Annotated in this window: 14 protein-coding genes and 1 pseudogene; 8 read left to right on the top strand and 7 right to left on the bottom strand. The window is 64.4% G+C overall.

Annotated features, from left to right (window positions below):
- Positions 1–194: 194 nt before the first annotated feature.
- The 3 genes from J9892_RS24640 to J9892_RS13995 form a co-directional block, all read right to left on the bottom strand.
- Positions 195–860 carry an alkaline phosphatase PhoX gene (locus J9892_RS24640; RefSeq protein WP_349237046.1) on the bottom strand — a complete coding sequence of 222 codons (666 nt, stop codon included), beginning with the start codon at positions 858–860 and terminating at the stop codon, positions 195–197.
- A complete protein-coding gene (locus J9892_RS24645) occupies positions 752–2,089 on the bottom strand; it encodes a PhoX family phosphatase (protein WP_349237047.1) in 1,338 nt (445 codons plus the stop codon). Before J9892_RS24645 ends, J9892_RS24640 begins: the two co-directional genes overlap by 109 nt.
- A gap of 299 nt (positions 2,090–2,388) precedes the next feature.
- Positions 2,389–3,297: an S-adenosyl-l-methionine hydroxide adenosyltransferase family protein gene (locus J9892_RS13995; protein WP_210538512.1), complete on the bottom strand. Its 909-nt coding sequence runs from the start codon at positions 3,295–3,297 to the stop codon at positions 2,389–2,391.
- Between the two features lie 150 nt (positions 3,298–3,447).
- Here J9892_RS13995 and J9892_RS14000 point away from each other — a divergent pair, with 150 nt between their 5' ends.
- Positions 3,448–3,957 (top strand): hypothetical protein, encoded by a 510-nt coding sequence (locus J9892_RS14000; RefSeq protein WP_210538513.1) that lies wholly within the window; start codon positions 3,448–3,450, stop codon positions 3,955–3,957.
- Positions 3,958–3,964: 7 nt separating this feature from the next.
- Here the strand turns inward: J9892_RS14000 and J9892_RS14005 are convergent, their stop codons facing one another.
- A complete protein-coding gene (locus J9892_RS14005) occupies positions 3,965–5,191 on the bottom strand; it encodes an MFS transporter (protein ID WP_210538514.1) in 1,227 nt (408 codons plus the stop codon).
- 245 nt (positions 5,192–5,436) lie between these two features.
- Here J9892_RS14005 and J9892_RS14010 point away from each other — a divergent pair, with 245 nt between their 5' ends.
- The 7 genes from J9892_RS14010 to J9892_RS14040 all read left to right on the top strand — a co-directional run bounded on the left by J9892_RS14010 (position 5,437) and on the right by J9892_RS14040 (position 12,695).
- Positions 5,437–6,345 (top strand): LysR family transcriptional regulator, encoded by a 909-nt coding sequence (locus J9892_RS14010; protein ID WP_043155350.1) that lies wholly within the window; start codon positions 5,437–5,439, stop codon positions 6,343–6,345.
- An 89-nt stretch (positions 6,346–6,434) separates the two neighbouring features.
- A complete protein-coding gene (locus tag J9892_RS14015) occupies positions 6,435–7,106 on the top strand; it encodes a CsgG/HfaB family protein (protein ID WP_029313711.1) in 672 nt (223 codons plus the stop codon).
- An 11-nt stretch (positions 7,107–7,117) separates the two neighbouring features.
- Positions 7,118–7,477, top strand: a complete 360-nt coding sequence (locus J9892_RS14020) for a DUF4810 domain-containing protein (RefSeq protein WP_010672939.1) — start codon at positions 7,118–7,120, stop codon at positions 7,475–7,477.
- Positions 7,474–8,127 carry a DUF799 domain-containing protein gene (locus J9892_RS14025; protein WP_041214564.1) on the top strand — a complete coding sequence of 218 codons (654 nt, stop codon included), beginning with the start codon at positions 7,474–7,476 and terminating at the stop codon, positions 8,125–8,127. The genes J9892_RS14020 and J9892_RS14025 overlap by 4 nt, the downstream gene beginning before the upstream one ends.
- A 219-nt stretch (positions 8,128–8,346) precedes the next feature.
- On the top strand, positions 8,347–9,822 hold the full coding sequence (locus tag J9892_RS14030) for a GGDEF domain-containing protein (protein ID WP_210538515.1): 1,476 nt from the start codon (positions 8,347–8,349) through the stop codon (positions 9,820–9,822).
- Positions 9,823–9,924: 102 nt separating this feature from the next.
- Complete coding sequence (locus J9892_RS14035; protein ID WP_210538516.1) at positions 9,925–11,178, top strand: DEAD/DEAH box helicase; 1,254 nt, start codon at positions 9,925–9,927, stop codon at positions 11,176–11,178.
- 221 nt (positions 11,179–11,399) lie between these two features.
- Positions 11,400–12,695 (top strand): ferric reductase-like transmembrane domain-containing protein, encoded by a 1,296-nt coding sequence (locus J9892_RS14040; protein ID WP_201956318.1) that lies wholly within the window; start codon positions 11,400–11,402, stop codon positions 12,693–12,695.
- Between the two features lie 36 nt (positions 12,696–12,731).
- Here the strand turns inward: J9892_RS14040 and J9892_RS25050 are convergent, their stop codons facing one another.
- From J9892_RS25050 to J9892_RS14055, 3 genes and pseudogenes are all read right to left on the bottom strand, one after another.
- Positions 12,732–12,866 carry a hypothetical protein gene (locus J9892_RS25050; protein WP_257710345.1) on the bottom strand — a complete coding sequence of 45 codons (135 nt, stop codon included), beginning with the start codon at positions 12,864–12,866 and terminating at the stop codon, positions 12,732–12,734.
- 390 nt (positions 12,867–13,256) lie between these two features.
- A complete protein-coding gene (locus tag J9892_RS14050; protein WP_210538517.1) occupies positions 13,257–13,586 on the bottom strand; it encodes an RES family NAD+ phosphorylase in 330 nt (109 codons plus the stop codon).
- Positions 13,567–13,688 (bottom strand): annotated as a pseudogene (locus J9892_RS14055) (IS630 family transposase); the annotation flags it as partial. The gene J9892_RS14050 and the pseudogene J9892_RS14055, both read right to left, overlap by 20 nt.

Here is a 13,688-nt window from a genome sequence, read left to right on the forward strand (position 1 = left end):
GGGACTCAAACTTTCCGGGAGGACAGGCGTGAATGAAGTCGAGAGCTTGGTCGATACGCATAAAAAAATCCGAAACCCAACAAGGAGTTTCGGATTCTTACACAGCCTGAGGATCGGTCAATGGATCCTTAACTGATCGGCATTAGCCCGAAGGCGGCTCTTGTCATCACGGGCCAGGCGGTGATCCCGGGCCATCAGGCGCCGATGATGCCGCCATCGTCCCGGGTGATCCGCAACACAGCGGAGCGGGGGATGGCGGTGCCGCCGTCCGGGAAGTGAGAGGGAGCCCCCTCCTCCCCCGGGTGCTGCACCCCGACGAACAGGGTGCGCCAGTCAGGCGTGAAGGTGAGGCCCGTGATCTCGCAAGCCACGGGGCCGGTCAGGAAGCGGCGCACCTCGCCGCTCGCGGGATCGGCGCACAGCATCTGGTTGTTGCCCATGCCGGCAAACTGCTTCTCGTTGGAGTAGTCGCCGTCGGTCTGGATCCAGAGCCGTCCCGCTTCGTCGAAGCCGATGCCGTCCGGGCTGTTGAACATGTTGTCCGGGTGGATGCTGGCACTGCCCGCCATCAGCCCCTCCTTGTGCACACCTGGGTTGCCCGCCAGCAGGAAGAGATCCCACTCGAAGCGGTCGCTCCCGTGATCGTCCCCCATCGGGCGCCAGCGGATGATCTGGCCATAGGGGTTCTCGGCCCTGGGGTTGGCGCCGTCCAGGGGCTGGTTCTCCTTGAGGCCGCGGTTCTTGTTGTTGGTCAGGGTGCAGTAGACCTCTGCCCTGTGGGGATGCACGGCCACCCACTCGGGCCTGTCCATGGTGGTGGCGCCGAGCCGGGTCGCCGCCTCCCGGGCGAAGATGAGCACCTCCCCTGATCGGCGAAGCCGTTCTCCCGGGTCAGGCCATGCTGGCCGTGTACCAGGGGCAGCCACTGGCCGGTACCTTTGAGCTCCCCCTCCCTGGCCTCGAAGCGGGCCACATAGAGGGTGCCCTCGTCCAGCAGATCCCGGTTGGCGGGGTCATCGCCCGGCGCCACCTGGTTCTTGGAGACGAAGCGATAGATGTGCTCCCCCCGCTCGTCGTCGCCCAGGTAGACCACGGCGCGGCCATCCTTGTTGACGGTGAAGGCGGCATTCTCATGCTTGAAGCGGCCAAGGGCGGTGCGCTTCTTCGGGGTGGAGGCGGGATCCTGCGGATCGATTTCCACCACCCAGCCGAAGCGGTGCGGCTCCTGGGGATGCTTAGCGAGATCGAATCGCTCGTCAAATTTGTGCCAGCCAAAGCCTGCATCCTCGGCGGCCAGGCCGTAGCGGGCGGTGCGCTGGTCCAGCACCGGCTTGCCCGCACTGCCGAAGTAGCCGTTGAAGTTCTCCTCGCAGGTGAGGTAGGTGCCCCAGGGGGTCTGGCCATTGGCGCAGTTGTTGAAGGTGCCGAGGGCGGTGCGCCCCTCGGGATCGGCCTGGGTCTTGAGCAGGGCATGGCCCGCCGCCGGGCCGCTCAATGTCATGGGGGTCGTGGCGGTGATGCGGCGGTTGAGGGCCCCCTTGGGGTTGGCCTGCCACTTGCCATCGATGCGCGCCAGCTCCACCAGGGAGACCCCGTGGGCCGCCTGGGCCTTGGCGACCGCCTCTGCACTGAGGGTCTTGCCGCCATCCGCGAACAGATATTCGTAGTTGGTGTATTCGTTGTTGACGGCGAGCAGGGCGCGATCCGGGCCCAGGGGGAAGAAGCTCATGCCGTCGTTGTTGTCGCCAAACTGGCGGGCCTGGGCCTTGGCATCATTGCGCTGGGCAAAGGCGGGGGCATCGGGGAACAGGGCATCCCCCCAGGCGATCAGCACCTCGGCCCGGTAGCCGGGCGGCACCACTATGGTGTCGGCCACCGAGGCGGGCACGGCCTGGAAGCCGAGCAGCGGCTGGGTCGCGGCGGCCACGGCGCGGGCCACGGGGCTCGCGGCGAAGAAGGCCACCATGCTGGCGGCGCCCATCCCCTTCAGGAAACCACGGCGGCTCAGGCCGGCCTCGATGAGGCGGTTGAATTCCGGCTCCTGCTCCCGGGGGTGGTTGGCGCTGTCTCTCTCGTCAAAACGGCTCATCGGCTTTTCCTTGTTCTCTGTGCTGGCGTCATTGCGTAATCACTGCGTCCGGCCACAGCATGGGGGCACTTTATTAAACAAGGATGACAAGCGATGAGATAACCGCCTGGCCCGACAAGGCGCCACCGCCCAGAAAGACGTATCGCCGACAGAAGGGTTGAACCCTAGCCGCACTTCTTCAGACTGATCTGCCCGTTTGTACCGGATAACACCCGCTGGCAGCCTCCCTCAAGCCGCACTTCTTCAGGCTGGTATGCCGTTTGTACCGGATTGCACCCGCTGGCAGCCTCCTTCTAGCTCTAGCCGCACTTCTTCAGGCTGATCTGCCAGTTGGCGCCGGATTGCACCTGGTGCTTGGCGGCGAAGCTGTCCATGTTCAGGGCCACCGACACCTGCAACAGGCTGTTGAGGTAGACCAGGGGCTGGCCTTCCGGTACATCGCCAAAGCTGCTGACGTAGGGGGCCTTGCCCTCGTATTTCAGCGCATCTCCTTCGCTGATCCTGATGCAGGCGTTGTCCCCCTTGTGGATGCCTGCCTTGCCGAGCAGGGCCTCGTCGATGTTGGTCCAGACGTTGCCGTACTGCACATCCAGGATCGGGATGGTGCCCTTCAGGGTGCCATCCTGCTCGACCACAGCAGGCTGATAGGGAATGGTCACCACCTCGGCAGGCAGTTTGGGCCCCACCTGCTCGAAGCTGATGGCACCGGAGGCGAGGCGGGCACCAGTGTAGGCGTAGACGTCGCGCCCATGGAAGGTGTAGGACTTCTCGGAGCCCTTGAGGCGGTTGGTCTTCTCGTCTATCTGGCGCACGGTGTCGATGCCGAAGTGCTCCGCCGCCAGGGTCAGGGTGCCGTTGTCCGGGCTGACGATGTAGTGGCCGCTCCTGGTCTTGAGCACCACCGACTTGCGTTCGGTGCCGACACCGGGGTCCACCACGCTGACGAAGACGGTGCCCTCGGGCCAGTATTGCAGGGTCTGATAGAGGCGGTAGGAGGCCTCCCAGATGTTGTAGGCCGGGATCTCGTGGGTCAGGTCATGGAGCGGCAGGGTGCGGTCCACCCCGAAGGCGACCCCCTTCATGGCGGAGACGGCGCCATCCTTGAGACCGAAGTCGGTCTGGAACACCAGGGCCTCGTTGGCAAGAGCACTCGCCCCCACCAGAGAGAGGGCGAGCACGAGGGCGCGGGGGACAATACGAATATCCATGTCAGGGCTCCTTTCAAGACGTTTAGACGTCCAGATTGCCATTCAAGGAGATCTTTGCAACCCCTGATGCCCGAATGGGGGGCGAAATGACTCGCCAATCCGCCCCGTGCGGGTGTATCCATGGGGCATCCAACGCCGGGAGCACACCAGATGACCAGAGAGCATCACGACACCATTTTGCTGAGCCTGGGCAATACCCGAAGCCAGGTCGCGCTCACCGCGGCCGATGGCACCAGCCAGACATTTGCATTGACACTGGGGCTCGATGCCCTGACCCCGGGTCCGTTTCGCCGGGACCCGCCGAGCGCCCTGGAGTTGGAGCAGGCCATCCCGGTAACGGAGGATCTGCTGACCCCCCTCGAGCTTGAGCAGGCCATCATGGTGGTGGAGGATGTGCTGATGCCCCTCGCGGACCGGATCCCACCTCACCCCGTGCTGCACCTGCAAAGCCCGGTGCCCCTGGCCGAGGTGCTCGGCAACCGGGTGCAGAGCCGGGAGAACATAGAGCGGTTGTTCGGCCAGCTGGCCGCCATGGTGGAGGGGGATCCTCTCGCCTCCGCCCAGTTGCCGAGGGAGAGGCTCGTCGCCGCCGCCCTGCTGATCCTGCGGGAGTGGATGCACCACCTGGATGCCGGGAGCGTCGTCCTGGTCGATGGGTGATGCCCTGTCACACAGCGGGTTCGAAGCGCCGCCGAGACACCGCCCAGGCCAGCCCCAGGCTTGTCAGGGTGCTGCCGACGAAGAGCAGATCCAGCGCGACGCCAAGACCGGCCCCGTCGCTCACCCAGCCCAGCAACACGGGTACCCAGTTCGCCACATAGGCGATCACATAGAAGAGGGAGAGCAGCCGCGCGTGGCTGGCCGGGGGCGCGATGCGATTGATCAGGGTCGCACTGCCCACGAACACGGCCCCCTGGGCATAGCCCGCCACCAGCAGCCCGAGCCCCGCCAGCCAGCTGGGCAGGCCGTGAACGGCCCCGGCAAAGAGCAGCACGCACAGCGCCAGGGCCAGCACGCCGCTTTGCAGGGTATGGCGAGCATCCAGGCGACGGGCCCAGAGCTGGCAAAGCCCGGAGAAGACCAGATAGGCCGCGACAAGATAGCCGAACAGCCCCAGATCCGTCATGCCCAGTATCTCGCTCACCACCTTGGGACCCATGGCCAGCAAGTTGGCCGCCACCGCCCAGGCGGTGAAGAGCGCCAGGGCGCAAAGGAAGAACCCGACCCCCGTGGCCCTGAGCCCCTCTCCCAGGGCTCCGCCACCCTGCCCGCTCAGGGCGGCCTCCGTCGCCCTCACCCCTTTGGGCCAGCTCAACACCAGCCCCCCGATGGCGCAGCCCGCCATCCCCAGGATCAGCAGAAACGGCAGCGTGGTCGGGTAGAGATCCTGCTGCAGCGCCAGCCCGCTGAACACGGGGCCAAGGGCCAGTCCGGCGGTGAAAGACAATGTGGCGCTCAGCGCCGCCCGCTTGCCCCCATCCCTGGGGCCAAAACGCAGCAGCGCCACATTGGCGGCACCGGTCAGGCTGCCCGTGCCAATCCCGGCCAGCAGCCGCGCCAGCAAAAGGGCCCAGAAGCTGTCGGCCAGGGAGAAGAGCAGTGCCCCGCCCCCGACCGCCACCAAGGCAGGCAGGATCAGGGTGCGCAGATCCGCCACTCGTCCTGCCAGGTTGCCCACCCCGAACAAGGCGATGAGCACGCCCCCCGCATAGCCGCCATAGATGAGGCTGAGGCCGAGATCGCTCAGAGCCAGGGCCGCCTGGTAATGGGGATAGAGCGGGGTAGGCACGCTGCTGTTGAGCAGGGCCGACATCAGGGCGAGGGAGAGAAACCAGCGCAGACGAGGATGGACAACCTGACCTGGCTCGCAAGCCGGGACGCTTGAGACAGACATGGACACTCCAGTGGCAGACGAATGAAACCGCAATCGGGAGCGACATCATAGCGATCCCGCCCACCCCGGACTGCGGCAGTTCTGCATCACGCCGACTCAATCCTGCATCACGTCGGGGTAGCGCGGCCCTTGGCCGGGGAGCCGCAGGCACGCACCGGACCCGGTCTATCCCCTTGTGCTGCCATCCCCGCTGGCATCTAATATTGCGGCGCCAATCGGGCGTTCTGCTTGAGTGAGGAGCAAGCATGATCAATTGGGACGATGCCCGCTTCTTCCTGGCCCTGGCACGGCGGGGCAGCCTGCGGCAGGCCGGACTCGAGCTCGGGGTGGATCAGGCCACCGTCGGGCGGCGGATCACCCTGCTCGAGCAGCAGCTGGGGGCCAAGCTGTTTATCCGCACCCCCAGACACTATCGCCCCAGCCCCCTGGGGGAAGCGCTGCTGCCCCAGGCCGAGGCCATGGCGCAGGCGGCCCTGGCCATGATGCGCACCGCGAGCCTGGGGGAGCTGGAAGGGGAGCTTTGCATCGCCACCACGGACACCCTGGCCCAGGGCTTCGTGCTGCCCGCGTTCACCCTGCTGCGCCAGCGCCACCCCGGCATCCGCCTCAAGTTGCTGACCGCCGTCAGCGTGAGCGACATCCCCAATCAGGAGGCGGATCTCGCCATTCGCAGCGTGCGCCCCGAGCAGGGAGATCTCGTGGTCAAACGGCTCGCCACCATCAAGATGGGGCTCTACGCCTCTCCCGACTACCTGGCCAGGCGGGGCACGCCCCGCTCGGGTCAGGCACTGCAAGAACACGACCTGCTGCTCTTTCCCAGAGAGCTGGTGGCCCGTCACTGGCTGAGTCTGTGCGGCGAACCGCTCCACGAACCCAACGTGGTCCTGCAGAGCAATGCCCAGCTGGTGCTGATGGCGGCCGCCCGGCAGGGGCTCGGCATCGCCCTGCTCTCCACCTTCCTCGCCGAGGAGGATCCCGCCCTGGTGCGCCTGCTGCCTGACCAGCACGATCCCATCGACATCTGGATGGTGCTGCACCCGGATGTGCAGAAGACGGGCCGCATGCGTGCCCTGGTGGCAGCCCTGGAGGAGGTGTTCCAGCCCCTGCAACAGACCCAGCCCTCCGCCACCCCCTGTCAAACGCACAGGGATTGAGCGGGTATGCCCCCCATACGGGGCACTTTCTTCGCAACGAACCATGTTAGAGTCCGCCGCTGTTTTTTCCTTTGATAACGGGGCCTTACATGAAGAAGTTTGTTGTTTCATCCAGTGTCATCCTGATGGCGGGCTTGCTGACAGCCTGTGCGAGCGAGTCGTCGCGCACCCTGGAGGTGCCCAAGGTTGCCTCCTATCAGAGCCACTATCAGGGCGCACGCAGCCCCATCGCCGTCGGCAAGTTCGACAACCGTTCCAGCTACATGCGTGGCATCTTCTCCGACGGCGTGGACCGGCTGGGCAACCAGGCGAAAACCGTGCTGATCACCCACCTGCAGCAGACCGGCCGCTTCAGCGTGCTGGATCGCGACAACATGGCGGAGATCCAGGCCGAAGCCGGGATCAAGCAACAGGCTCAGCAACTCAAGGGCGCCGACTACGTGGTCACCGGCGACGTCACCGAGTTTGGTCGCAAGGAAGTCGGTGATCATCAGCTATTTGGCATCCTGGGTCGCGGCAAGTCACAGATCGCCTATGCCAAGGTCAACCTGAACATCGTCAACGTCACCACCTCGGAAGTGGTCTTCTCTTCCCAGGGTGCCGGGGAGTACGAACTCTCCAACCGCGAGATCGTCGGCTTCGGCGGCACCGCCAGCTACGACTCCACCCTGAACGGCAAGGTGCTGGATCTCGCCATCCGCGAGGCTGTCAACAATCTGGTGAACGGCATCGAGACCGGTGCCTGGCGCCCGGCCCAATGAGGAGAGACGAGATGACGCTGTTCCGTCCTTCCCTGTTGCTGGTCAGCGGCCTGCTGCTGAGCGCCTGCGCCCAGGGGCCGCAGACGCTCTACAACTGGGATCAATATCAGGGGGTGGTTTACCAGCACATGCAGGGTGACGACACCGGGGTCGAAGCGCAGATCGATGCACTGGAGAAAAACCAGCAAGAAGCAAGCGCCAAGGGGCAGGCTGTGCCACCGGGCTTTCACGCTCACCTCGGCATGCTGTACGCCCAGCTCGGCAAGGATGCCCAGACTCGCGAGCAGTTCGAAACCGAGAAGCGCCTCTTCCCCGAATCGGCCCCCTTCATGAACTTCCTGATGTCCAACAAGAAGGGAGAGACCCAATGACCCTGCGCACCCTCCTTGCCCTCACGCTGGGCGCCCTCCTCCTGGGCGGCTGTGCACAGGGCCCCGGCTACGACTACAGCAACTTCAAGGAGAGCAGACCGACCTCCATTCTGGTGCTGCCGCCGGTGAATCACTCGCCGGACATCAAGGCGGGCCCCAGCCTGCAATCCCAGATCACCTATCCGCTCGCCGAGTCCGGCTATTACGTGCTGCCGGTAGCGGTCACCAACGAGACGTTCCGGCAGAACGGCGTGACCGAGCCCGCCGACATCCAGGCGCTGCCCATCAAGAAGCTCCACGAGATCTACGGAGCCGATACCGCCCTCTACCTCGACATCAAGGAGTACGGCACCAGCTATCTGGTCATCTCCAGCGAGACAGTGGTCACCGCCAGTGCCCGCCTGGTGGATCTGCGCACCGGCAAGCTGTTGTGGGAAGGCAGTGCCAGCGCCAGCAGTGCCGAGCAGCAGGGCAATTCGGGGGGCGGCCTCATCGGCATGCTGGTGGTGGCGGTGGTCAATCAGATTGCCAACACCCTTACCGACAAGGGCCATGAAATCGCCGGTATCACCAGCGTCAGGCTGCTCAGTGCCGACATGCCCAACGGCATCCTCCATGGCCCCCGCTCGCCGAAATACCAGGCTCGCTAAGGCGCCCGTCACAGTCCACACAAGAGGGCGCCATGCCCTCTTGTTTCAGTCGCCCCCCCTTTCCCCTGCCTGACATCGCATGACGCCTCATCGTCTATCTTTTTGATATTGTTGGCTCATTCTTGCGCATGCCGGGTGACGACCCACCAACTTCATCTGGTGATGCCCGGCAAAATCAGTTACAAGAATGGCCTCTGTCACCATGGACGAGTTCACTGCATGGCTGGATCACTGTTGCGTATCATCCCCCGTCGATGGCTCTACCGGTTTGGCTGGCTATGTCTGGCTCTGACAGGGCTCGGGCTGGTAGCCAACTACACCTACTTCGTCATCAGGCACGATATGGCGCTCATTACCGCCAAGCAAGCCAACCTGTTCGAGGTGTTCTATCAGCGGGCCCGCATCCTGGCGCCAGAGAAACTGGCTGACTTCATCGACAACAGCAGCATCAAGATGCCCATCTTCAGCGAGAACGGGGATGCGGCGGCCTATGCCTATGGCTATGATCTCCCCACCCTGAAGCGCCTGGCGGTCATTCCCGTGCTGCCCCCGGCCAACCAGATGCTCCTCGCCTACCTGTACGTCATCTCCAACTCCGAGGTCCTCAACCTCTACGCCTTCTATGACGATCGCCGCCTGCTTGGCATGGTCGCCAACAAGGGGATGCTGCCGAGCCAGCTGCTCCCGGTCAACACCGACCTCAATGACATCGAGCCCTGGACCCACTTTTTCGGTTGCGCCTCCTTCGCGGCCACCCATGTCCCCTGCAGCACGGATGAAGCCTGGGTATCCGAGATCTACACCGACACCTTCACCGGACTGAATACCATCACCCTCTACTTCCCCTTCGTCTATTACGAGCCCGCCATCAAGGACTACCGCTATGGACTCAAGGGCATCGACATCGCCGTCGACCGGGCGTTCAAGGATGTGCTGCACCCCTTCGAGAGCCTCAATCCGACCCGGACCGTCCTCTCCTTCGAAGAGGTCGAGCCCTGCCGCCCGTTCCACCTCTGCCTGAGCACGCCGCTGATGCGCACTCAGGCAGGCAATGATCTCTACCTCAAGTGGTCATACAGTTACGGCGATTTCATCCGGTCCGTGCTCTACGGGGCGGCCTTCAAGCTCTATCTCATCATTCTGCTGCTGATCATGCTGACGGGGCGCAGCCTGGTTACCCGTCTGCGCATCCTGGCCCAGACCGACCACCTGACCCGGCTGCCACGCCGTGACATCCTCAATCAGGCGCTGCTGCGGGAGCACGACTACCTGATGATCCTCGACATCGACAACTTCAAGTCCGTCAACGACACCCATGGTCACGGGGTGGGTGACCTGGCGCTCGTCGCCTTCGCCAATCACCTCAAGACCAATATCCGCAAGGGCGATGTCGCCATTCGCTGGGGCGGGGAAGAGTTCATCGTGCTGTTCAAGGGGATGGACGATGACAAAATGATGCATCACTCCGCCGCCCGCCTGCTGGAGCGGCCATTGCGCATCCCCGAGCTGCCCGCCCCCATCACCTTCTCCGCCGGAGTAACCCGCATTCGCGATTACCTGACGGTGGCCGAGGCGGTGCAACTGGCCGACGACCTGCTCTATCACGTCAAGCAGCACGGCAAGCGCAATATCGCCTATTACCAGGGGCAGACCATCCGCCTTGTCCGCGATCCGGGTGACAATTCGCCCCCCTGAGCGGCCCGGCTTCTGCCGCTCCCCTGCTATCTGTTACCATCCCGCCCACGCTGATTGTTTCCGTCCCGGCCACGGGGCGGGATAACCCCATACTGGTGCCCTATGTCCATTGCCACTTTCGCCGAACTGGCCCTCTCCCCCCGCTTGCAGCAAACCCTGACCGAGCTTGGCTACGCCGCCCCCACCCCGGTGCAGGCCAGCGCCATCCCCCTGATCCTCGCGGGGCGGGATCTGATGGCGGGCGCCCAGACCGGCACCGGCAAGACCGCCGCCTTCGTGCTGCCCCTGCTGGAGCAGTTGTTGCAACACCCGACGAGCGATGGCCCCCGCCCCATCCGCGCACTGGTGCTGGTGCCGACCCGCGAGCTGGCGGTGCAGGTTGCCGAGAGCGTCACTCGCTACGCCAGGGGCACCACTCTCACCAGCACGCTGGTCTACGGCGGGGTGAGCATCGCCGCACAGGTGGAGGCGCTGAACGCCGGGGTGGATATCCTCATCGCCACCCCGGGCCGCCTGCTCGATCACCTGCGCCAGGGGGCGCTCACGCTGGCAGAACTGCGCCATCTGGTGTTTGACGAGGCGGACAGGATGCTCGACATGGGCTTTATGGACGAGATCCAGGCGCTGTTGAAGCAAATCCCGGCGGATCGCCAGACCCTGCTGTTCTCGGCCACCTGCGATGACAACCTGTTTGCCCTCTGCAAGGTACTGCTGCGCGACCCGGCGCTGGTGGAAGTGGCACCGCGCAACACCACGGCGGCCGAGGTGGAGCAGCGGGTCTATGCGGTGGACAGCGATCGCAAGGTGGCGCTGGTCCAACACATGCTGACCGTGAAGGGCTGGGCGCCGGCGCTGATCTTCAGCCGCACTCGCCAGGGGGCCGACAAGCTGGCCCAGCAGCTTGGCAAGGGGGGCATCAATGCGCTCGCCTTCCACGGGGATCTGTCACAGAGCGCGCGGGAAAACGTGCTGCTGGCGTTTCGCGCAGGCACCTTGCAGGCGCTGGTCGCCACCGACGTGGCGGCCCGCGGCCTCGATATCACGGATCTCAACCATGTGATCAATCTGGAGTTCCCCCATCAGCCCGAGGATTACGTCCATCGCATCGGGCGCACCGGCCGCGCCGGCAACAAGGGGCTCGCCATCACCCTGTTCAGCCCGGAAGACGCCCCCCTGCTGGAAAAAGTCGAAGCCGTGCTCGATACCCGCCTGCCCCAGCAGTGGTTCCCGGGCTTTGAGCCGGATCTCACCCGCTTCGACCCCGAGCCGCGCCGCGCCAGCAAGGGCGCCCAGAAGCAGAAGGCCAGAAAGCAGGCCCTCGCGGGCAACAAGGGCGGCAAGGGACGAAAATCCTGACACGACTGTTTGCTGGGGCAGCCATGCGCCTGCCCCAGCATCACCCCTCTCCAGACCCAGGCCTGTGGGGTGACGCCAACCGCTTTCCTGCCCCCCTGTTCTGCCCCGCGCCCCCCTCCTCAGCCCGCTTGCCCTGACCCGGCGACCCTTTGCCACACTCTGCTACAAAAGAGGTAGTCAGGGGGCACACTTTCGCCACAAAGCAGGCGTGCAATGGAGGCATGGACAAGGAGGACATCATGAAACCCGCATCCCTCGTCTGGGCCCTGCCCCTGACCCTCACCCTGCTCTGGCTCGCTGGTCTCACCCAGTGGCCCGCCAGCGTCTGGCCCTGGCGCCACGAGCTGCTGATCCTGACCGGTCTGCTTGGCCTCGGCGCCATGACCCTCTCTTTGCTGCTGGCCCTGCGCCTGCCGAGGCTCGAGGCCTGGTGCGGCGGGCTGGATCGCATGTTGCGCCTGCACCGCAGCAGCGCCCTCTGGGCCACCGGCACCCTGATGTCCCACTGGCTGCTGGTGGAGGCCCCCAAGTGGGCCGTCACCGCCGACTGGCTGACCCGGCCGGCACGCCGCGGTGCAGGCGCAGGCGCAGGCAGCGATGACCTGTGGCACGAACTCGGCAATACCCTGGGGGAATGGGGTTTCTATCTGCTGCTGGCCCTGGTAGCGGTGAGCCTGCTTGCGGTGGTGCGCTACGAGCGCTTCCGGGTGGTTCACCGGCTGGCCCCCGTCATCTATCTGATGGGCTGGCTGCACGGGCTGTGCCTGCTGCCACGCATCGGCGTCCTGACCCCGGTCGGCCTGACCCTGCTTATCGGCGGCGGGCTGGGTGCCCTGGGGGCGCTCTACTCCCTGTTTGGCCGGGTGGGCAAGAACGCGCGTCACCAGGGGACGGTCAGCGCCCTCGCCCCCCTGGATGAGCGCACCCTGGAGATCCGGGTTGCCCTCACCGCGCCCCTGCACGGCTACCGCCCCGGACAGTTCGCCTTCTTCGACTTCGCCGGGCGCGGCGAGCCCCATCCCTACACCCTGGTGGATGTCTCGGCAGACTACCGCTCTCTGACCCTGGCGGTGCGCGCCCTCGGGGATCACACCCGCTGGCTGCACCAGCACCTCAGGGTGGGGGATGCCGTCATCGTGACCGGCCCCTATGGCGCCTTCGCCCTGCCGGATCCCGCCCCCGCGCTCTGGATGGGCGCCGGTATCGGCATCACCCCCTTCGTCGCCTGGCTGGAGGCCCTGGTGCGCCGCGGCGAAAAACGCCCCGGCACCACCTTGCTGCAATGCGCCCCCACCGCCGAGGCCGCCCCTTATCACAATCGGCTGGCCGAGCTGTGCCGCCGGGCCGGAGTCGACTACCGGCTGCATCTGGAGTCAGAGCGCGGCCGACTGGATCTGGCCGCCCTGGGTGAACGCCAGCACACCCCGGTGTGGTTCTGCGGCCCCGAGCCCATGGCCCACACCCTGGATGCCCATCTGGCCGCCCCGCTGCACCGGGAGCTGTTCCGCTTCCGTTGACAGATCAGCCCGGCGCGTTCAGTCATTGGCCTGATATTAGGGAAACTGGGAGACAGGCGGGCACGGGCCCCCTTGAGCGGGCCACGCCCCCGCCGCCCGCACGCTGCCGCCCCAGAAGCTTGCCACCAGTATCAAGGCCCCGGCCAGCCCGTATTTGATCCAGGATTTCATCGTCTTGCTCCCCTCTCTTTGGCCCTCGCCACCCTGTGGCAAGCCGGGCCTTTTAAGCAGTGGGCAGAAGATAGGGGGGATTTGTGAAGGGAAAATGAGGCTGTGTGAAGCCAAGGTGAAGTCGGGGGAGAAGTCAGCAGCGAGTCACGACAGACATGGTGGTTGGCAATGCGGGGAATGGAGAGAGGAAAGGGCTCAACATACGCAATCAACGCCTTGATGTAGGGACGATTAGCGCAGCGTAATCGTCCGCATACCGCCACGCACCGAGCAATGGCAAGGCAGGCAACCCTGGAGTCAGAGGCCTCTCGGTAAGCTCCCTTTCGCGATCGTCCGAATACGCTTCGCTATTCGATATGGCCATGATCCTGCCAAGCCAAATATGCTAAATTACCAATGCTCAGGCATATTATTGAAAGAGAACTTCACAGATGAAACCTCATGAAGATCACAAGCAATAACATCTGCTGATGTTAAGTCAAAGAGAGCTATGTTATGACCTGCAGCAAGAGAGCTTTTATAAGCAATCCCATCATATCCTTTGGACTTAATAAACTCAGAGATAATTTGGGTGGGTACGTAATCAGATGTCACATCCGATGCTTTTACCGGTCGAGAGAACGCATTATCTATATCAGCCCAAACAGCTTTGATGATTTCTTCCTGTTGTGGCTCCCCTAAATAACTGATCCCAATAGTGCTACACCTTCGCTGTGCCATAGCCATTCCCCGGGAAAGGAGACACGGTATCCATGAAGTGTTTCACTCGGGCCAGCAGGTTTGCCATCCCTCTGCATTGATGATTGCGCGTGATGGTTTCAT

It is taken from the genome of Aeromonas sp. Prich7-2 (assembly GCF_017939255.1).
Lineage (GTDB): Bacteria > Pseudomonadota > Gammaproteobacteria > Enterobacterales > Aeromonadaceae > Aeromonas > Aeromonas caviae.